At 46.6% G+C, this 19,272-nt stretch carries 25 protein-coding genes and 3 riboswitches; of the genes, 9 read left to right on the top strand and 16 right to left on the bottom strand.

From position 1 onward, the window contains the following. Positions 1 to 129: 129 nt before the first annotated feature. The 4 genes from AB1L17_RS18705 to AB1L17_RS18720 form a co-directional block, all read right to left on the bottom strand. Entirely contained in the window at positions 130 to 480 is a 351-nt protein-coding gene (locus AB1L17_RS18705; protein WP_412846595.1) for a DUF4870 domain-containing protein, read from the bottom strand. Between the two features lie 97 nt (positions 481 to 577). Next, positions 578 to 790: a hypothetical protein gene (locus tag AB1L17_RS18710; RefSeq protein WP_412846596.1), complete on the bottom strand. Its 213-nt coding sequence runs from the start codon at positions 788 to 790 to the stop codon at positions 578 to 580. Positions 791 to 897: 107 nt separating this feature from the next. After that, positions 898 to 1,248 (bottom strand): EamA family transporter, encoded by a 351-nt coding sequence (locus AB1L17_RS18715; RefSeq protein WP_412846597.1) that lies wholly within the window; start codon positions 1,246 to 1,248, stop codon positions 898 to 900. Between the two features lie 115 nt (positions 1,249 to 1,363). Next, complete coding sequence (locus AB1L17_RS18720; protein WP_412846598.1) at positions 1,364 to 2,308, bottom strand: GntR family transcriptional regulator; 945 nt, start codon at positions 2,306 to 2,308, stop codon at positions 1,364 to 1,366. Positions 2,309 to 2,444: 136 nt separating this feature from the next. On the opposite strand from AB1L17_RS18720, the gene AB1L17_RS18725 reads away from it, so the two are divergent. Then, the gene (locus AB1L17_RS18725; protein ID WP_017249478.1) at positions 2,445 to 2,615 is read left to right on the top strand and encodes a YjzC family protein; all 171 of its coding nucleotides are present in this window, start codon (positions 2,445 to 2,447) and stop codon (positions 2,613 to 2,615) included. Positions 2,616 to 2,662: 47 nt separating this feature from the next. On the opposite strand, the gene AB1L17_RS18730 is transcribed toward AB1L17_RS18725, so the two are convergent. Further along, positions 2,663 to 2,923, bottom strand: a complete 261-nt coding sequence (locus tag AB1L17_RS18730) for a hypothetical protein (RefSeq protein WP_412846599.1) — start codon at positions 2,921 to 2,923, stop codon at positions 2,663 to 2,665. A gap of 90 nt (positions 2,924 to 3,013) precedes the next feature. Here AB1L17_RS18730 and AB1L17_RS18735 point away from each other — a divergent pair, with 90 nt between their 5' ends. Then, the gene (locus AB1L17_RS18735; RefSeq protein WP_412846600.1) at positions 3,014 to 3,550 is read left to right on the top strand and encodes a DUF309 domain-containing protein; all 537 of its coding nucleotides are present in this window, start codon (positions 3,014 to 3,016) and stop codon (positions 3,548 to 3,550) included. Here AB1L17_RS18735 and AB1L17_RS18740 read toward each other — a convergent pair. Together AB1L17_RS18740 and AB1L17_RS18745 are read right to left on the bottom strand one after the other, a co-directional pair. Next, complete coding sequence (locus AB1L17_RS18740; protein ID WP_412846601.1) at positions 3,547 to 4,098, bottom strand: RNA 2'-phosphotransferase; 552 nt, start codon at positions 4,096 to 4,098, stop codon at positions 3,547 to 3,549. The two genes, AB1L17_RS18735 and AB1L17_RS18740, sit on opposite strands and share 4 nt — an antisense overlap. 22 nt (positions 4,099 to 4,120) lie before the next feature. Further along, positions 4,121 to 4,801: a CPBP family glutamic-type intramembrane protease gene (locus tag AB1L17_RS18745; RefSeq protein WP_412846602.1), complete on the bottom strand. Its 681-nt coding sequence runs from the start codon at positions 4,799 to 4,801 to the stop codon at positions 4,121 to 4,123. 192 nt (positions 4,802 to 4,993) lie between these two features. Between AB1L17_RS18745 and AB1L17_RS18750 the strand changes: the two genes are divergently transcribed. Continuing rightward, the gene (locus AB1L17_RS18750) at positions 4,994 to 6,193 is read left to right on the top strand and encodes an MFS transporter (RefSeq protein WP_412846603.1); all 1,200 of its coding nucleotides are present in this window, start codon (positions 4,994 to 4,996) and stop codon (positions 6,191 to 6,193) included. Between the two features lie 97 nt (positions 6,194 to 6,290). Continuing rightward, on the top strand, positions 6,291 to 6,773 hold the full coding sequence (locus AB1L17_RS18755) for a CcdC family protein (RefSeq protein WP_412846604.1): 483 nt from the start codon (positions 6,291 to 6,293) through the stop codon (positions 6,771 to 6,773). A gap of 61 nt (positions 6,774 to 6,834) precedes the next feature. Here the strand turns inward: AB1L17_RS18755 and AB1L17_RS18760 are convergent, their stop codons facing one another. From AB1L17_RS18760 to AB1L17_RS18770, 3 genes are read right to left on the bottom strand one after another with little or no spacing between them, the layout of a single operon-like run. After that, entirely contained in the window at positions 6,835 to 7,461 is a 627-nt protein-coding gene (locus AB1L17_RS18760) for a hypothetical protein (protein WP_412846605.1), read from the bottom strand. Between the two features lie 25 nt (positions 7,462 to 7,486). Continuing rightward, positions 7,487 to 7,894 carry an NUDIX hydrolase gene (locus AB1L17_RS18765; RefSeq protein ID WP_412846606.1) on the bottom strand — a complete coding sequence of 136 codons (408 nt, stop codon included), beginning with the start codon at positions 7,892 to 7,894 and terminating at the stop codon, positions 7,487 to 7,489. A 27-nt stretch (positions 7,895 to 7,921) separates the two neighbouring features. After that, positions 7,922 to 8,737, bottom strand: coding sequence for a VOC family protein (locus tag AB1L17_RS18770; RefSeq protein WP_412846607.1), 816 nt, complete (start codon positions 8,735 to 8,737; stop codon positions 7,922 to 7,924). 77 nt (positions 8,738 to 8,814) lie between these two features. On the opposite strand from AB1L17_RS18770, the gene AB1L17_RS18775 reads away from it, so the two are divergent. After that, complete coding sequence (locus AB1L17_RS18775) at positions 8,815 to 9,969, top strand: CapA family protein (protein WP_412846608.1); 1,155 nt, start codon at positions 8,815 to 8,817, stop codon at positions 9,967 to 9,969. A gap of 100 nt (positions 9,970 to 10,069) precedes the next feature. Here AB1L17_RS18775 and AB1L17_RS18780 read toward each other — a convergent pair whose 3' ends face one another. From AB1L17_RS18780 to AB1L17_RS18795, 4 genes are all read right to left on the bottom strand, one after another. Continuing rightward, positions 10,070 to 11,338 carry a homoserine dehydrogenase family protein gene (locus tag AB1L17_RS18780; protein WP_412846609.1) on the bottom strand — a complete coding sequence of 423 codons (1,269 nt, stop codon included), beginning with the start codon at positions 11,336 to 11,338 and terminating at the stop codon, positions 10,070 to 10,072. A 109-nt stretch (positions 11,339 to 11,447) separates the two neighbouring features. Next, positions 11,448 to 11,560: riboswitch (SAM riboswitch) on the bottom strand. A gap of 72 nt (positions 11,561 to 11,632) precedes the next feature. Further along, positions 11,633 to 11,739, bottom strand: a riboswitch (SAM riboswitch). Between the two features lie 17 nt (positions 11,740 to 11,756). Continuing rightward, on the bottom strand, positions 11,757 to 12,095 hold the full coding sequence (locus AB1L17_RS18785; RefSeq protein WP_412846610.1) for a hypothetical protein: 339 nt from the start codon (positions 12,093 to 12,095) through the stop codon (positions 11,757 to 11,759). 31 nt (positions 12,096 to 12,126) lie between these two features. Further along, positions 12,127 to 12,327, bottom strand: a riboswitch (cobalamin riboswitch). 9 nt (positions 12,328 to 12,336) lie between these two features. Further along, positions 12,337 to 12,834, bottom strand: a complete 498-nt coding sequence (locus AB1L17_RS18790; protein WP_412846611.1) for a methylated-DNA--[protein]-cysteine S-methyltransferase — start codon at positions 12,832 to 12,834, stop codon at positions 12,337 to 12,339. A 28-nt stretch (positions 12,835 to 12,862) separates the two neighbouring features. Further along, positions 12,863 to 13,378 (bottom strand): DinB family protein, encoded by a 516-nt coding sequence (locus tag AB1L17_RS18795; protein ID WP_412846612.1) that lies wholly within the window; start codon positions 13,376 to 13,378, stop codon positions 12,863 to 12,865. Between the two features lie 158 nt (positions 13,379 to 13,536). On the opposite strand from AB1L17_RS18795, the gene AB1L17_RS18800 reads away from it, so the two are divergent. From AB1L17_RS18800 to AB1L17_RS18815, 4 genes are read left to right on the top strand one after another with little or no spacing between them, the layout of a single operon-like run. Further along, positions 13,537 to 15,096 carry a spore germination protein gene (locus AB1L17_RS18800; RefSeq protein WP_412846613.1) on the top strand — a complete coding sequence of 520 codons (1,560 nt, stop codon included), beginning with the start codon at positions 13,537 to 13,539 and terminating at the stop codon, positions 15,094 to 15,096. A 5-nt stretch (positions 15,097 to 15,101) separates the two neighbouring features. Next, entirely contained in the window at positions 15,102 to 16,292 is a 1,191-nt protein-coding gene (locus AB1L17_RS18805) for a Ger(x)C family spore germination protein (protein ID WP_412846703.1), read from the top strand. After that, entirely contained in the window at positions 16,289 to 16,504 is a 216-nt protein-coding gene (locus AB1L17_RS18810) for a hypothetical protein (protein WP_412846614.1), read from the top strand. The genes AB1L17_RS18805 and AB1L17_RS18810 overlap by 4 nt, the downstream gene beginning before the upstream one ends. Positions 16,505 to 16,515: 11 nt before the next feature. Continuing rightward, positions 16,516 to 17,613, top strand: a complete 1,098-nt coding sequence (locus AB1L17_RS18815) for a GerAB/ArcD/ProY family transporter (RefSeq protein WP_412846615.1) — start codon at positions 16,516 to 16,518, stop codon at positions 17,611 to 17,613. A gap of 20 nt (positions 17,614 to 17,633) precedes the next feature. Here AB1L17_RS18815 and AB1L17_RS18820 read toward each other — a convergent pair whose 3' ends face one another. Beyond that, positions 17,634 to 18,254 carry a cyclase family protein gene (locus tag AB1L17_RS18820; protein ID WP_412846616.1) on the bottom strand — a complete coding sequence of 207 codons (621 nt, stop codon included), beginning with the start codon at positions 18,252 to 18,254 and terminating at the stop codon, positions 17,634 to 17,636. Between the two features lie 20 nt (positions 18,255 to 18,274). Continuing rightward, positions 18,275 to 19,261, bottom strand: coding sequence for a Gfo/Idh/MocA family protein (locus AB1L17_RS18825; RefSeq protein ID WP_412846618.1), 987 nt, complete (start codon positions 19,259 to 19,261; stop codon positions 18,275 to 18,277). Between the last annotated feature and the right edge of the window lie 11 nt (positions 19,262 to 19,272).

A 19,272-nucleotide genomic window follows, 5' to 3' on the forward strand; every position in this document is an offset into this window, starting at 1 on the left:
GATTTGACTCCCCCTTCACCGACTACACTCTCTTGTAATTCGAGATGAACGACTGTTCATCCTCTTTTTAACAGAAAATTCAAATAAACAAAAAGCCGTCCCACGAGGAACGACTTTTCCAAGAGACGGCTATTTTATCAAACGGAACGTTAGCGGGTAACGGAATTCTTTTCCTTCATTTGCCTTCACCGCAGCAATAATCACGAAGATTGCCCAAAATATAAAAAGCGCTCCCAACAAAAGTGCACCGATAAAAATAATGATCAATAGGCTTGAAATAGCCGCATAAATAGTAACAGAGATGCTAAAATTCAATGCCTCTTTTCCATGCTCATAAAAAAAGGCACCCTCTTCCCGCTTGATCAACCATACAATTAAAGGCCCTAGTACATTGCCGAACGGTACGATAAAACCGAGGAAGGCCGACAAATGTACGATCATCGCCCACATTCGTTCCTCTTTCCCATTCAGGAATTGCATATTCATACCTCCATTAATCCTTTTCCTCTATTGTACGACAAATTGCGCAAAACTTGCGAAAAAACGAAAAAAGCGCCAATCACGGCGCCTTTCTCTATTAATATTTGCTCTCGTGACTTCCGCCGTACCCAGAGGAACCGTAACCATCATAACCGCCGCCCCAACCGCCGCAGTATCCGTGACCATAACTACGACCGTATGGTTTACAATACGTTTTGTAGTGTGGCTTGTAGTAGCAATGCTTTTTGTACATTTTCTTTTCGCAGCATTTATAGCATTTGCGACGAGATTTTCTGCATCCGCAACTCATTAACCTCACCCCCTCCTGTTCGTTACATCTACAAGATATGTAGGTGAAGATTTATCGGCATGGACATAAGTCTATACACTAGTTAAAATCAGCAGATATCTCGTAGGCTACTCACTAGTTATGCTCGCTGATCGTTGATTGGATCGCGATTTTTCCAACCACCACACCCCCAAAATAATGAATCCTCCACCGAGAATCGTAAACCAGCTTAACGGCTCTTGCAGAAAAATGATGGCAGTCAAGACGTTAAAAAGCGGAATGACATTCATGTAAATGCCTACTTGGTCGCTGGTATCGTATGGACGCTTCATCTGTACGACATACACGGACCAGATGAGCTGTGAGCCCAATACCAAAAGGTCTCCCCACAACGACTGCTCCTGATCAGACTGGGATTGAACGGTAAAGTAAAAAGCTGCAAGCAGAAGCGGCAACAGTAGCATCGCTGCCGAAATCATGCTAGTGTTCACTCCGCTCGTTAAAGATATTCCGTATGTATTCATAAAAAATAGCCGGCAACTCCGGTAAATGAGAGAATCGTCATTCGTTTCCAAGGTATGGAGGATATCAATCTCAGTGGGTAACGAGCTTGCGCAGCTCATTAATGCCGTGATGGTCAGGGATTTCTTGAAACTCCTTTACTTTGGGCAGCGTCAGCAAATGAGGTTTGACCATGTAACCGGGCTTGGAAATATAGACGACGTCACAGGCTGTAATCAAATCAAACACTTCTGCATGATTCGCTTCTGTCGTCCGAATATCCAAATGTGTAATGCCGGCGTTGTAGAGATCATTGATCATCCCCGCAGCCCCCCGCATAGTTGCACAGATCAATCCGACTTTCGTCTGTCGAGGGTATGCCTCCATAGCCGGGATGACTGTTGTCGGGTCTGGGATAAAATCAAGGCTAACGACGGGTGGGGCATCCTCTGGAAGCCGATATTTCATTTTCAGGTTAATGGAAGGTGCGGTAACGATTGCTTTGTAATGCTGCAAAAAACTCGGATCTAATTCAATCTGTTGGGAAAAATCATCGAAGGTTCTCCCTTCGACCATCACACTCGGCAGATGATACTGCACCAAACGCAAATATTCAGTAACCTCCAACTCTGTGAACCGCAAAAAGAGAACCGGAAACTGATTGATCTCTTGCAACACACAGGAAAGGACGCGTGTGAATTCGTCCATGGTGTAGCCCATTGCTTTTACTTTATGGATTGTTTCCTTGGCAAGCAGGGCTAGATGGATCGGATTGCGTGCCAAGTGAGTCTCACCTACGGTGCTGCTTACAATCGTCCCCCTCCCTTGCCGACATTCGACCAGCCCTTCTTGCTGCAAGCGTAAATACACGCTGCGCACGGTATTGTAATTGACTTTTAATTGGGCCGCTAGCAGTCTAACCGTTGGCAACATCCCTTGGGAGGGAAGCTCACCGTTTCGAATCGAGGAGGATATTTGTTGGTATAATTGCTCGTGAATGGATATATTTGATTCTTTTTTCAAGGTCAGACGTAGCATGAATCCACCTCTCCTAAAGGAATTGAAATTATCGTATATGAATTCAGAATCTATCGTCAATAGAAGGGGAAGCATGAACCATCAGGACCGGGTCATACTAATTCAGATGACAATTCCTTAGGAAGAAGGTGCCTTCGTGGGAGAACACAGCCGTTTTCGTGAAGGAGAAAAGTCTCCGAAAAACGCCGTCTATATGGAAATTGGTGAGTCCGGTGCAAGTGTGCAGAACCCGATGATCATCGAGCTTTCCAGAGGGGAAAAGTTCCCAGCAACCCGAAATAAAAATCGAGTCTGGACGCAAAAATGAGGAATGAAAAAACCAACCTGGCAGCATGAGCAAGGTTGGTTCTCTTTTTAATTATCGTCTTCGTCTTCGTCTTCGTCTTCGTCGTCCTCGTCGTCGTCCTCTTCATCGCCACTCAAATAAATCATCGTGACACCCAAGCTCTCCAATAACGAAATAACTTCTCTGTTCAAGTCTTGATCCATAAGCAATCCCAGGCTTTCAACAAGCTCAAGTTCTTCCAGGTCTCCTTGTTCAGCATCCTCGATCAGCTCTATGATTTCGGTCATTCGCTTTTTTTCCAGTACGGCTACGAGTTCATCTCTTGTCATAAATGGTTTTCACCTCTTTTTCTACTCTCTATGCTTTATAATAGTACATAAACGAACCATTGAAAACCAAGCAGTGAGGTGAAGGGCACCATGTATCCGCAACCGTATCTGGATTATTTGATCCAGTTTCATGTAGAACGTGATTATTTCGAGTGTCATGAGATTTTGGAGGAGTATTGGAAAAGCGCTCCCCCACAAGAAAGACAGCCTGTCTGGGTTGGACTCATTCAAATCGCTGTTGCCTTGTACCATCAGAGACGCGGCAACCAACCTGGAGCAATCAAAATGCTCACAAGTGCCACATCCATCATCAAAAAACACCATCGAGACATCCAAAAGCTTGGGCTAGATAGTGCCCAACTTGCAAGCATGCTTGAAGAGCGACTGATGGAAATGCACAATGGCAAGCCCTATCGAAGTCTGTCCTTGCCCATGAGTGAAGCAACATTAAAACAGGCTTACCAAGAGGCTTGTTCGCGGCTGAATCACCCGGAAAATCGGGAAAGCGATATGCAAGACTCGTATTTATTGAATAAGCATACGCTGCGGGACCGAAGCGACGTCCTGTCTCTGCGCCTGCAACAGCTGCAAATGCGTGAAGCTCGTCGAAACAATGATTCAAACTAATCCGTGTACACCTGTAAATAGCTTGCTGGAATAGCGTCACTCAAATAATAATGATCACCCACTTGGTAAAAGCAAATACCCGCTTCATAGGCTGCACTCGCATTCACGGTTACAAGGTGCAGTGTGCCGATTGGCTTGCCGATATGCTCTGGTCTAGCCGCAAGCTGCACATACTCACTGGCAATCGGCAGCAACCCGCCGGTGAGTACTTGCTTCAACAGCCTTCGATGAGTTCCATAATAAAGAACATCAGGGGGTACCATCTTCGTTCGCCTGCTTTTCGCGACCGTGGGCAGAAATCCATAGGTAGCGCGAATGAGTTCCCCTCCATCCCATTCGATACTCCGCTCGGGATCATATTCGACGACTTGCCGAAGATCATGGCGGTTTACGAATGCGCATCCTTTCAACGTATGAAGATATTCGATTAGCGGCTCAATCGGGGTATAACCGTACGTATCATAATAGAGCTGAAACGCCTCACTGTTTTGCCGAAGTATACTGAGCAATCGCTTGCGTAGTCTCGTTTCTTCATAAATCGCGAGCAAAAGATTTCCCCCTCATCTCAGATTAATAAATCCAGAGAACGACTGCCAATGCGAGACCCAGATCTGCGAGCAAGTGACTAAACCAGATTGGATAAATGGAAGGAAACAAACCTTTCATCCACCCCCATAGGATCCCTGCACTAAAAACCATAAACGTAATCATCAATCCGTTTACGAATCCGAACAGGATGGTAGCAATAATGAGGTGATACAGGGTGTAAAAAAAGCTGGAAAGAAATATCGATTTCCATAGAGATAAGGATGAGAGCAGGCGCTGTAATACGAAGCCTCTCCAGAACAGCTCCTCCAAAAGGGAATTAATAAACACAAGGTAAAAGGAAAAACCCCAAATCCAGCGGCTCTCGATTCCCCATGCTTCCATTCCTTTTCGCACAGCTTCTGGTCTTCCCGCTTCTTGCAGGAGCAGCCAAAGCCCGGCCAGCACCCCTGTCAGCATGAGAACGCCAAATGCCAGCCCGTAAAACACACCGTGCCACTCAAAGCTTCCCCATGCCGAACGCCAATGATTCCGCAGCTCTCCTTCCCACCATCCATGAACGATGGGTATGCAAATACAAACCAGCACATGGAAAGAAACAAACGTGACAATGACGCTATGCTTTTCCACTAGTCCATAAAAGATAGTGAGGGTCGCAGCAAATCCATATACGATCAATAGCAGTAACGTTCGTTTTCGCGCCATTTACGAATAGCTCCTTTTGGGCGAAATGGCCGCAGTCTCGCGTTAGTTTGTCCGCTATGAATACGAAGCATACCCACAATGACAATAAATATACAATCGTTTGAGCGAATGCTATACTAGAGAAATCGTTTTTCAAAAGAAATTGATCGGTTCAAATTTTTACCTAACTAACCAATGTTTGGAGTGGCTCTCATGTTGTGGCGTAACCGAACCTTTCTGCTTTTAATGAGTGGAGAGATCGTCGCAGGAGCGGGCATGTGGATTTCGATTATTGCCAATCTTTCGTTCATGCAGAAACTCGTTCCTTCTGATACGGTGAAGGGCTTGATTCTGATGTGTGGATTGGTGGTCAGCATTCTCCTCGCCCCTAAGGCAGGTGTGGTGATTGACATGTACGACAAAGGCAAGATCATGCTGTATGCCAGCTTGATCCGAACGCTAAGCCCTGTCTTTATGTTCCCTGCTCTTGCAAACGATTCTCTTCTGTGGATGATCGCATCTTTGATCGTGATGCAATGCTCCGCTGCATTTTATTTTCCAACCGTGCAGGCTTCCTTGCCCGCCATCCTGTCACAGGACGAGTTGCTCAAGGCGAACAGTGCTTACTTGAATATTTCAACCCTGTCGCGCATCGGAGGAACAGCTATTGGTGGTATACTGGTGGTGTCCATGGAGCTGTCCATGCTGTATGTGTGCTCGATCATCGCGTATGCTGTACTCGCTGTCGTTACTCTCTTTCTCCGAATTCCTCCAGTCACTTCTCGGAAAATTCAGGAAAAAGTGGAGTTTCGTGAAGTACTGACGATCTCTAAGCAAGACCCGGCCTTGTTTGTTGGATTAATCAATAACGGCTTGATCACCTTGTTCCTTGGCGGTGTGAACCTGATGATCTTGAACTTTAGCGAGCTGCAACAGGAGCCTCAGCTGATGGGATGGATTTACGCAACGGAAGGTATCAGCATTTTGATAGGGGGACTCTTGGCCAAACGCTGGATTGGCAGTAGAAACCTCGTGGCAGCGTCCACCGTCATGCTCTTTTTCTTCGCCATTTCCCAGTTCGGTATGTCTGTCGCCGATAACAAATTCATGGTGCTTGCTTCCTTCTCCGTATTCGGCTTTGTCGTCGCGTTCTTCTTCCCAGTCATCGCAACGATTTTTCAGAAGCGCCTGCCTCCTCACCAGCAGGGGAGATTCTTTTCCTTTAAAAGCATGCTGGATCGAGGCTTCTTCTTGTTGGCGCTTGCGATTACAGGGGTCGGGCTGGACATTCTCGGCATAAGCGGCTACCTGATCTTCATCGGGACAGTGACTTTGATCTTTGGCGTCCTGACTTTTTTATTCAGTAAAAAACATAAGCTGGATGTACGTGCTAACGATGAAGCTGCCGCTTAGTCTCGGTTTGTAGGAAAACCTGACAAACGCTTTCCCCAAAACCAGTGTTTGGTGTACACTTATGAATGTACGTTGAACTTTTATGGAGGCGTTTTCCATGCAGATACTTTCATCTCCCGTTCTGGGAATCCTGCTGCCTCTCGTGATGGCTATTGCAGTGATTTTTGTGAGAATGCGTCGGCAGAAAAAGCCGGCTTCTGCAAAAAGCATTATTTTGCCACCCTTCTTTATGGCGACAGGGTTTGCGATGTTCTTGTTCCCAGAGGCGCAATTACCACCCAAGTTTGATATTGCTGCCTTCGTGGTTGGATTATTCTTTTCGATTCCGTTGATTATGACTTCACGCTTCGAAATCATCGGTCAAGACGTGTATTTAAAACGGTCTCGTGCGTTTTTCTTCATTTTGTCCGGTCTGTTGGTCATCCGGCTGATTATTAAACTGGTGATGAATGATAGCTTTACACCGATTCAAACGGGTGGACTATTCTTCTTGCTCGCATTCGGAATGCTCTTACCTTGGCGAATCGCCATGCTATTCATGTACCGTCAATTGCAGAAGAAAACGTTTGGTACTCACTGATCCAGGAAAGCACGATAAGACACGAAAACCATCTCCGACTGCGAGATGGTTTTTTTCTTGCTCAGCGACCACTCCCTAACCATTTTTCTCGAACCAAATCCCTCTCGTCAAAAAACCTGGTGCCCAGCTCGTCTTTCACTTTCCAGAAGTCGCGCTTCCACTTGGCGCAATCCTCCTCGAAGTGCTCAAGTGTCTCGATCAAGGAGCGGGTATCTGACGCATCGATATCGATACATTTATTCTTTTGAAAGAGAGCTGTTAGTCCATGCTCGATTGACAGCAAGCAATCTGAAAAATACACGGCAAAGAATGCGTACCCCTCTTTCACATAGCCACTGATGATTTCCACGGTAGGCATCCCTATATAAGAATGGATGTCTTCCGCACAAGTAAACTCAATCGGATGAAACGCATGCGTCTCCCTATCATATCGCTCGAAACAAAAGCCTTTTTCTTGCCACGCAAACAAAGTCTGCAAGATCGCATAGTAAATAGAAGTAAAATTATTTTTTATGTAGCAAACCGTTTGATATTCTTCTTCGGTCATGGTTGTGCTCGTGCTTTCCATATAGGCGGGTAATTCGATTTCATGTTCCCCGAACAACGCATTCGTGCTAGTTACAATGATAGACCCATCCCAGCATTGGTACCTCTCTTGATAGGTAAACTTATCTATAGCTTCTATCATTTTATACTCCTCTTCCTGCCCAAAATTAAAATTCTACGTAAAAAGGCTGTTCATCTTCCCGCAAACACAGCTCAATGCGTTGTCGGAAGTTTTTCCAGGTGATCATCTCCAAAGCTTCCTTCACCGGGAAAAAGCCTGCCTCCAAGCATTCTGGGGTTGTTATCAACTCTCCCCCGATTGGCTTGGCTAAAAATAATGTATGACAACGGCTTTTTCTAACATTTTGAAAAATGCCGCAAAACTTCGTCACTTCGATCTCTAAACCGCATTCTTCCTTCGTCTCTCTAATGGCTGCCTGCATAATTGATTCTCCCTCTTCTACTTTTCCACCAGGCATTTCCCATCCTCTTCGCGGACCCTTGATCAATAAAATCTCCTGACGCTCATTGATGATAATCGCTGCTGCAGAAACAATATGCCGAGGTGACCCCATATGTACGCCTCCATCTCCTCTAAACGACTATTCCAGCGCTGTTAGAAAGTAAGAACCTCCACAAATCTTATACTCGCTTTCCTTGCCTGTTCCTGCCAGCCTCGCAAAAAACGGTCTTTGCCCACGAGTGCTCCATGCAGAATGCGCCAAGCCCTCCTCTGTCGGTTGACAGAGCACAATGTTTCCACCCGGAAGCTCAAATGCTTGGCAGATGGCCCCCACTTCCTTATTGTGGAATTTTTCACCTTTTTCCCATCCGAACCAGCTGTGCCAGCGAGCAGTTGCTACATCAAGATCAGCCACGGCATAGCCTATCGATTGGAGATGGGAAGCCCCATTCGGATGTGCAGCTACAATGCCACGCTTCGCCAAATCTTCTATGCGCTCTTCGTCCGTTTGCTGCCATTCAATGAGAAATGGCGGTAGAAGAGCACTGTCAGCATCTTCAAGGAACAACATCCGCCAACGAAGCGTCGTTCCGTCGTCACGAGTACGCCTCCCCTCAACAGGCCCAGTAACATGCATACCTTGACTCCGAAGTCGCTCTGCCCACTTATCCATCTCATTCGTACGGAGCGCAATCTGTCCGAAGCCTTCTCCGGTTGCCTCATCCTCGATGCATTGCCGTATCAGCGGGTTGTCTGATTGTCGAGCCAGCTCTTTATGCTCTACCGCCAAAAATTCAACATACGAAAGCCCGAAATAACTAAGGCTATTCCATGTCCCCCACGACGCATGGCGCCCACCCGCTACTGCATGAAAGCCCGCTTCGCAAAATAATTCGGATGCTTCCTGAGGTGTTCGTTGTACAAAATGTACCAAGTGATCAAAAGTTAATCGCACCTTTTTTCGCCTCTTTTCGTATTACTTATAGGATATCAAAATTCATTTATCTATTGATAGGAATGTTAGGGGGAAAAATGAACGAGTCCAGAAAGAGTCGGGTACAAGCCCGACGCAAGCAAGCACGTAGAAAATGGGTACGAGCAGGAAAAAACACACTCCTTTTTAGTATGTTGGCAATCTTCGTCGTCGGAACCTACTATGTGGTCGATACCGTTATGAACCATGATGGGAAAAATGCCAACCCTAACATACAACCAGTTCCTGACAACACCGTTCATCAAAAATCCTCTGTGCAGCTCACCTTCGTCGGTGACATCATGATGTCAGGAAATGTAGAAAAAACCTTGCTCGCAAACAGCTATGACTATCCGTACAAGCATGTAAGCTCGCTATTTTTGCAGGATGATATTACGATCGCCAATCTGGAGACTCCTGTCACCGCTACAGGCGTTCCTGCCCAGAACAAGACATATGTCTACAAATCGTCTCCACTTGCTGTTCCAGCCATGAAAAAAGCTGGGATTGATGTGGTGAATCTCGCCAACAACCACTCGATGGACCAAGGGGTGCCGGGCTTGCTCGATACCTTTGTCGCATTGGACGATAACCAGATTGAATATGTAGGGGCAGGTAAGGATGCCAGCAGAGCCTATGCACCTGTATTCATCGAAAAGAATGGGATCAAGATCGCGATTCTCGGCTTCAGCAGGGTCATTCCCGAAACGAGCTGGTTTGCAGGGAATACCCAGCCAGGTCTGGCCGCCTCCTATGACCCAGCTCTTGCCGTGAAAGCCATTCAGCAGGCGAACAGCCACGCAGACCTCGTTGTCGTCATTGCACACTGGGGAAAGGAACGATCTGATTATCCTGTCGATCATCAGAAAGAATTGTCTCGCGCGTACATCGATGCTGGTGCAGATTTGATCGTCGGCGGTCATCCCCACGTGCTTCAAGGCTTTGAACGCTACAACGACAAATGGATTGCGTACAGTCTCGGCAATTTCATTTTCACTCGATCAAGCGAACCCAAGACGTGGGAGTCGATGGTCCTTCAGGCGAGCTGTACGAAAAGCGGCGATTGTGAGCTAACGATGCTTCCGTTCCATGCAGAATTGGGACAAGCCGTACCTATGAATGAAAGCAATGGAGCCGCCCTGCTAAAACGCATCGAGTCCATTTCAGAGGGCGTCGAGATCCAAAGCGATGGGCGAGTACAAGTCTCTTCTTGACTCCTCGCTTCTACATCAACATCAAGACAATCAATCAGCAGACAGGCAGCAAGGGGCGGTATTTCTCACGTGAGAAAACGCCGATGCTGCCTGTTTGCTTTTATTCAGCCGACTCCAATAACGGGAAGCAGCGAACCGATAAGCCGAAATCACTTTTCAGCAAGGACTCGTGCTCATCACTGATACCTGTCACGATCAAGCCTGCACGCAATACTCCACCTAGGTCAAATTGGACTTTTAGCTTGTGCACGCTTACTCCTGCCTGCCGAAGGAAATGCAAGACGCGATCTGGTGTAGCGGATTGACATGAACCTTCGAGATAACATAGGAAGCGTTCTGTAGATTCCGCTGTTTCCCCGGCTGTGTCAGCGGTTTTTTCCTTCCATGTCGGGTGCGGCGTAAATGGCTGGGTCAACAAATAGGCCAAATCCTCAACAACAGCACTCGCTGTAGGGAGCTCCCCCGCTCCTCTTCCTGTAAACAACAAGTCTCCCACGATATTGCCGGATAGCTGGACGGCATTAAACGCATCGTGGATTTGCGCCAAAGGATGGCTTTGAGGAAGCATGGTTGGCTGAACAGACAAGCGTATGCCATTATCCGCTTGATAAGCCTGCGCAATCAGCTTGATTCGGTAGCCGAGCTCGCTCGCAATCCGGATATGCCCCGCTGATAAATCCGAAATCCCTTTGCGAACGACATCAGCTAATGGCAGCGATTCTCCGTAGACAAGCTGTGCCAAGATATACAGTTTGTACATGGCGTCAAAGCCTTCTACGTCCGAGCGAGGGTCCGCTTCCGCATAACCCAGCTCCTGCGCTTGCTTTAGCACCTCCTGGTAAGAGAGCTGCTCTGCCTCCATTTTCGTCAAAATGAAGTTCGTTGTACCATTGAGAATACCGCGAACGCCGTAAATATCATTCGTACGGAGGAACTGCCGTAACACACTAAGGATCGGGATGCCCCCAGCGACACTCGCTTCATAGGCGAGATGCACCTGATGCTGATTCGCCAGATCGACTAGCTCCGTTCCTCTTTTCGCGAGGAGCTCTTTGTTTGCTGTTACCACGTGGCAACCCTTTTCTATCAAAGCGCGGACGTAATCATAAGTAGGTTCTACACCACCCATGACTTCCACCACGATATCCACATCGCTTTTCAATACATCCTCGAAATCCGTTGTCAGTAAAGAGGGATCGACATAAATCGCCCGCTCTTTTTCCGAGTCACGCACCAATGCTTTGACGATCTCGATTCGTTTTCCCAGACGAGAAGCCAGCTTCTCCTGTTGTGAACGGATCGTTTTGATTACGCCCCCCCCCACTGTTCCCAATCCCAACAATCCCACACGTACTACTTCTGCACTCATCCTGACCACCTCATACCCCGAAATTTTTTAAGAGTTTGCTTTGGTATCACAGAAAAAAGAAAAGCCATCTTCGATAAGAAGAAGGCTTGTTAGCAGCTAGTGCTCCCTCTCCTTATCTCCCAGGACGTATATGTCCTGCAGGAATTGGCACCTTGTCACAAAAATATGCATGACGGTTGCCGGGCTTCATCGGGCCAGTCCCTCCACCTCTCTGGATAAAGAAAATATGAAATTGGCAAATAAAAAAACCTTCTTCGCTAAGAAGAAGGTTCATCTACTGATGGAATAACCCGCTTCTTATCTTTCGAGACGAAACGTCCCGCAGGAATTGGCACCTTGTCGCAATACGCAACGGTTGCCGGGCTTCATCGGGCCAGACCCTCCACCTCTCTGGATAAGAACCATTTATGCTGTTGAGCTATATTCTAAGAAATTCCAAGGCGAGCGTCAACAAAATTCTTTCTTTTCTGATTGTAAGCTGATTAGGCAAGACTTTCAGTGAATCACGAACAGGCTTTCTACCTCTTCCATGCTGCAGCACGCGCAACGAAATAAACTCTCCTCGCTTTCCTCTGGCAGCTCTTTTTCCTCCATATATCCACACCATTGGCAAATGAAAAGTTGGATCATCACACACCCTCCTATTCTGGTATCTTGCCCAAAATAAAAAAGCATTTTCCTCGCGACCGGTACGATCGTTAGAAAATGCCAGAAAAGGAGGGACATACTTGTCCACTCGTTGATTTTCGCAAGCCATTTCTAACACCTCCCTATCTCCCGTAGGTCTATCAGTGTTGTCGAAACAGGCAGGTCTCCTGACTTTGGGATCATCGTCTTGCGTCGCCTTCCCCGTCTATTTCATAGACCAGTGGCTTGTTGACGCTGACTCCCCTCTTACAGTGGCGGGACCGTGTCGGAATTGCACCGAGCTTCCCTATTATCCTTGTGGCATCTCTATACCTTAAGGAACCTGTTTCCAACCTATGTAATTGGCTCATTCATTTCTGCTTCGGTGACCATTGATGTGATCGCTCGTGGTTCTGTAGCCATTCCTTTCTCCACAATCCACCCGAATATCCGGTTAAGCTCCCGTTTGCCCCAATGAGTCTGTGGCAAGGCACGATGATGTTCAAACGATTTTTGCCATTGGCATTACCAACAGCCCTAACCGCATTTTCCTTGCCAATTAACGCGGCTAGCTGTGTGTACGTTATCTTTTGTGCATAAGGAATCGTGGTCAATGTGTTCCATACTGTTTTTTGGAAACCTGTCCCGTCCATCCACATGGGAACCGTAAAATCTTGTCTTGTGCCGGCAAAATATTCTTCTAGCTGTTGCCTGCAAACGCGGAGGGGCTGCGGGCATTTTTCTTCTTGTTCGTGCGGGATGGATTCCTCCCGATCTGTGAATAGGATAGAGCACACCCCTTCTTCGGTTCCACTGATTTCGATAATGCCGATTGGCGAGACATAATCGATTGTCTGGATCGTTCGCATGCAAGACCTCCGTGGATCGTGGGTCGATCTATCCTAAATATCTTTCTTTCAAAATCTTGCAGTGGTGTGCTTCATGTCCTGCAATCACATACGCCAATGTCCTGGCAGATAGCTGGTTACCGTTGGCAAGTCCCGTACGCAACCACGCTTCTGGCGAGATTCCGCGCACCTGCGCTACAGTAGAGCTACGCACTGCTTTGTACTCCTCTATCAAATCAGAGAGCTCTCGCTGCTGATATAAAGCGCCTTCTACAAAAGCATTTTCATCAAACCCAATCAGGGGTGTCTTGTCTCCTCGGGCGATTCGGAGCAAGCGATAACTCATGATTCTTTCTGAGTCCACGAGATGGCCCAACACTTCTTTTACCGTCCATTTTCCAGGGGCATACCGATATTCAATCTGCTCTTGCGCAAGAGAAGAAAATAAGGCGACTACACTCTCTCCTTGTTGTGTGAGGATCGTTTGCAGCTCGCCCTCTGGAACTAGTCCAACATAATAGTCAAAATAATGAGCGTACTCATCTCTTTCCGGTCGTCTAAGCATATCTTCACCCTCCCTTTGTAAACAAATTATACCATTACTCTACACAAGCCAGACATACATGTTGAACAGTTGTTTACCCCGTGTTGATACTAAGAATAAATCCTGGTAGTTTGTGTAAGGCTATCCACATAAATGAAAGATGAGCAAGGGTGCGTACGATGAAAAAAATCGCCTCTGTTAAGAAATGGAGAAAGAAATCAGCGAATCCGAAAGAGAAGGAGACACAGGATTCAATTGAACCGCTTGAGGATCAACTCAAGTGGTTTCGTCAACAACTAGCCGATCGTTCCGATGTGGTATATCACACTTTCTCAGTCGGACAGCACGTAGTCTGTGCACTCATTTATTTGCAGAACATGATCGATATCCAATCGATTCAGGAAGAGGTATTGCACCCCCTCCTATCGTCTGTGGCTATGGATGAGGCAGAACTTCGTAACCACCTTTTTGAGAAGAAGCAGCTACCTATCACAGACTATCATCTCATCACAAAAAAAGATGGCGTCTCTTCTATCCTCAATAGCCACGTGCTTTTGCTTGTAGAGGGAGAAAAGAGAATGATCGCCTTGCCTCTTGCTTCGCATAAAAAACGAGACATCGATGAGCCACCTAATGAAGCTACCGTACGAGGTCCACGTGAAAGTTTTATTGAAAGTGCAGTTGATAACTTCACCCTCATCAGGAAGCGATTGAAGTCTCCCGATCTCAAGTCGGAAACACTGCAGATTGGCAAGCATACGAACACGACTGTAATCATCATGTATGTGCAGGGAATATGCAAGAATGAATTAGTTGACGAAGTTCGGAATCGGTTGACACAAATAAAAGTAGACAGTGTATTTGGCAGCAGTTTTCTGGAGGAAGCAATGGATTACTCCCCCTTTTCTCCATTTCCCCAAGTACAATTTACGGAACGGCCTGACGTTGTCGTTGCTTCGCTGTTGGAAGGACGGGTCGGTATCATCGTGGATGGCACACCCACGGTTGTTCTTGCACCTGTCACTCTGTTCATGCTTCTCCAATCAGCCGAAGACTATTATCAACGTTTTTTTGCCAGCACGTGGATTCGCTGGCTACGTTACCTTTTTGTTATTATTTCGCTGTTATTGCCATCTTCTTATATTGCAATTACTACGTTTCACCCGGAAATGATCCCTCCCAAATTGTTGGTAACGATCACGGCATCTCGGGAAGTGGTTCCTTTTCCAGCATTGATTGAGGCTCTCATCATGGAGGTATCGTTTGAGGCGTTACGAGAAGCAGCTATACGCATTCCGAAATCAATCGGGCAAGCAGTATCCATTATCGGGGCACTCATTATCGGCACTGCCGCCGTACAAGCAGGGATCGTCTCGGCATCTATGGTCATTATTGTTTCGTTCACAGGGATTGCCTCATTTATCATCCCTCAATACGATCTTGGTCTGGCCTTTCGCTTTCTGCGATTCCCTATCATGATTCTGGCTGGTTTATTTGGCTTGTTTGGCATGACATGCGGGTTACTCATCATTTATATCCACCTAACGAACCTACGTCCTTTTGGATATTCTTATCTGACCCCCATGACTCCCTTTGTTTTTAGCGATCTGAAGGACACGATCATCCGTGCCCCCTGGTGGATGATGCGAACAAGGCCATTCAGCTTAGGGGTAGATCGTATCCGCCAAAGCAGGCATTCACGAAAGGCCCGTTACACGATAGAGGAGGACGAGGATTGAACCTGATGTACAAAAGGATAGTTGCGATTCTCGTTTTTCTCCCTTTATTTTTTCTGACAGGTTGCTGGTCTGCTGTTGAAATTAATGATAGAAGCTTTGCTCGCATGATGTTTCTGGACAAAGCTGAATCTGGTATTGAGCTTACCCTCAGTCTTCCGTTGCCCAATCGTTTGATTCCTGGGTTATCAGGTGGTTCAGGAGAGTTAACCGGTGCTCCCTACACTTACGTTACCAAATCAGGACGGGATATCGAAGAAGCCTACCGCTCTATCCAGGCAGATATGCCACGCAGAATTACGTTTGGCCAAACCGGCGTCATTATTATTGGTAAAGAGCTTGCGGAGGAAGGCATAACCCCGATTCTGGATTTTGCTGCCCGCGAACCTCGATTCCATATTAATACAATCCTGTTTGTTACACCTGGAAAAGCCAAAGAAGTCGCTTCCATCCCCATCATCATCGAACGATTTCCTGCGGACATTTTACTAGCCTATGAAAGAGATAACGTAGCAATCAGTACAACGATTAATGATGTCCTCATGTCCACCTACTATGGAGGCGACATAGTCCTGCCCATGCTGAAATTTGAAGAAAAAAGAATTCCCAGTGAAAAAAAGCAAGAACAAAAGTGGATGGGAAATGACGGTGCAGCTATTTTCAAACAAGGGAAATTGGTGACGGTACTCAGCATGGACGACATGCGAGGAGTCATGTGGATTCTTAATCAAATGAAAACCGCGCAGATTTCGGTGCCCTCCCCAACAGATCACAAGTATCTCAATTACATCGTCAATCGAATCCAAACCCGAATAAAACCGGTCATCTCTGGTTCACAAATAACCATAGAGATTCAGACCAGCGCAGAAGCATCGCTGATCTCATCTGAATCAAATGTGAATCTGCAAGACCAAAAGGAGCGGTTGAAGCTGGAGCAAAAACTGGAGGCAGTAGTTGAGGAACGAATGAGCAGGGCGATTGCGAAAACAAGGAAGGTAGGTGCAGATCCATTTCAATTTGCTGCTTATCTCGATTGGTATTACCCAAAGCAGTGGAAGGCTATTGCTTCTAATTGGAGGGAGTACTACCGCGATCAGGTTAATTTCAACCCTAAGGTCGATATTACAATTAAAAGACTGGGTACAGTGAAGAAGCCTACCCGCGTTTATTCGCCAGGCAAATGGGAGGCAGTCGAATGATCATCATCGCGCTCCTGTTTTTCTCCATTTTTTATGTGGAATGGCGGTACTTGAAACAAAAAAACCGCAATGCCCGCACCATTTTTATCGTGATGAGCACAAATGCCTTTCTTTTTCTTTGTTTTGAAGCCTTGTTTTTCTTCAGAGATACCTTTTCCATGTCGGCGTTCATAGAAAGTTTTTTCTATCCCTTTGACAAGCTGCCTGAATAGAGGTGAATAAATTGACGAGCCCTCTCGGACAAATCTCCCCATCCCAGATTTACATGCTGTTTACTCAATTTCTTTTTACAACGATACTCGGATTCCGTTTGAGCTTATTGATCGAAGAAGCCCAGTTTTCTGCATGGCTTCCTTTATTGATAGGCTCCTTCGGCGGCTATGTCATCACTTATTTATCCTGTCGATTGGCAATGAAAAGACCGACACAATTCTTTGGGAATTATGGTAAAAGCATCGTTGGGAGCTGGCTTCATTATCCTTTGATTTTTTTTATGATATTCTCCTTCTTGTTTTCCGCAGCCTTCGGCCTGCGAAATTTGCAGGATTTCATTATTGAAGTTTATTTGCCAGATACTCCGGAGTGGGCAGTGACTTCTTTGTTCGCGATATGTGTCGCATACGCTGTTCGTTCGGGCGTTCAGACCATTTTCAAATGCGCCCAAGGAATCTTTTTTCTCAGTATAATTGGCAGCATTGTCATCCCTTTGTTCGTAGTAAGAGACATGAATGTCGAGATGTCCGTCGCCCTATTCAATCACTTTGAGACCAGAAAGATTTGGAAAGCCAGTTATTTGGTTACCGCTCTCTATGGAGAAATGGCATTCGTTCTGTATCTGTTTCCGTACTTTTCACATCCTGAGCGAACCATGAGATCACTAGCCTATGCAACCCTCACGTCCATTATCATCGTCTTGGCGAACATGATCCCGGCAATTCTTATTTTTGGCCCTCAACTGGCAGGTTCGTTAATTTACCCCGAGCTAGAGCTCATCCGTTTTATTCGGGCTGGTAGTTTCTTAGAAAACCTGGACCCCGTTCTCATTGCCGTATGGCTATCCAGTCTCTTTATAAAAATTAGCTTGCTCTTGTACTTGGCCGTTATCGTTCTTACCCAAACCTTTTCCTTGAAGGATCACAAACCGTTTTCCTTGTCCATGACGGCTATAATCGTTGGCTTGGCACTGTTCATGGACAAATCCGGCACAAGCTTCGCTAAAATGCGGTACTCTGGACTCGTTAACTTTATCATGATTGCGGAATTGATCCCGGTCATTTATTTGCTAGTGGATTGGATACGTTCCGCTTTCTCCAAGACTTGATGCTGTCCTTGCTCTCTTGATCAGCTATGTAAGCCTTCAAACAAAAGGACCCTTGCCGGGGCTGCATCGGTGCCGGTCAGCTTGAGTGGGGCTGCAACCATAAAATACTCGCCTGCCGGGACCTCTGCAAGCCGCAATCCCTCCACCACAATCACTCCCGCTGCAAACAGCTTCTTGTGCGTTGGGTGTCCTTCCTGACTGCGTTCGATACCGAGTGCATCGGTACCAATTCCTCGCACCCCAAGCTCACTCAAATACTCTGCTCCTTCCTCAGACAGAAAGATGAATTCAAAGGAAAACGCCTCTTCGAAAGAGTTCTTCGTTTTAAACAGCACGAAATCTCCTTGTGCAAGGTCGAAGCTCTCCAAGTCAGCACGCGTAATCCTGTCCTCTACCGCAGTCAGATCGAGAACCTTGCAGCTGCCTACCAGCTTCTCTAATGAAATGCTTTCAAACGTATTGCCAGCATTCACCATGTGAAGCGGAGCATCGACATGTGTACCTGTATGCAGGTCCATATCGATTCGCGATTCCGTTACATATCCATTGGTAACCGTCTGTATTTTCGGTTGTTTTTCCGGCTTGTTCTTATAGACAGTCATTCCTTCGTACACTGTGGCAGTTACGTCATACATTTTCATCCCAAACGCCTCCCCTATGTCTACTGTTTACGATCAGCTGGAAAAATAACGCCCATCTGTCTTCTCACTTCGTCCATGACTTGCATGGTCCATTTCGAAATTTCATGCGAGTTAGTTGACGATTGTCTGGCCCCTGAACTTGCTAGCTGAAGAAATTCTCTGATTTCATAGTGCATCGTCTTAGGAGTCTGAGGCCTTGTCACTTGCTCGATACGTCCGTCCCTGTAACGAATGTCCACTTCCTTCAGATGGTTGATGCGATCGATCACCATCGTAGCGTCCTCCCCTTGGATTTCTGCAGGCTGATAGGAGGTCGTAATTTTTGAGAAGCTGATGATCGCATCCATCTCCGTATATTTCAAAAGAATGCTGCCTTCGCCGTCTACTCCCGAATCAAGCACGATTCCTTCTGCCTTGATTTCGTTTGGCTTCCCAAAAAGGATGAGTAACGGGTACAAGCAATAGATACCAATGTCCATCAAGGCTCCGTTTGAAAAGGCAGGATCAAAAGCACGAAGGACCTCCCCTTCCCGGTAAGCATCATAACGCGAAGAATATTGACAATTGCTAGCAATGAAGCGACGTATTTTCCCCAGTTTGTGCAGGTTATCTTGAATCGCAAAAAAGTTCGGTATCAGTGTAGATTTGACAGCCTCCATGAGCAGTACGTCATTTTTCCTCGAAGCTTCGATCATGGCTTCTACCTCATTTGTATTGGAAGCCAGTGGCTTTTCACACAATACGTGCAGCCCCGCATTCATGCACTGGATCGCTTGCTCAGCGTGGCATGAGTTGGGGCTGGCTATATAGACGGCATCGATTAGCTGACTGGACGCCATTTCTTCTATGCTGTGGTAGAAGTATGGAGCATTGTACTTATCCGCGAATTCCTTGGCGCGTTCGATGGTACGTGAATAAACAGCCTGAAGAGAAAAACCTTCAACCTCTTGACCTGCCTGGATAAACTCTTCTGTAATCCAGTTCGTTCCGATTACGCCAAATCGCATCTGATTCGCTC

This window comes from Brevibacillus jepli (genome assembly GCF_047229145.1).
Classification (GTDB): domain Bacteria; phylum Bacillota; class Bacilli; order Brevibacillales; family Brevibacillaceae; genus Brevibacillus.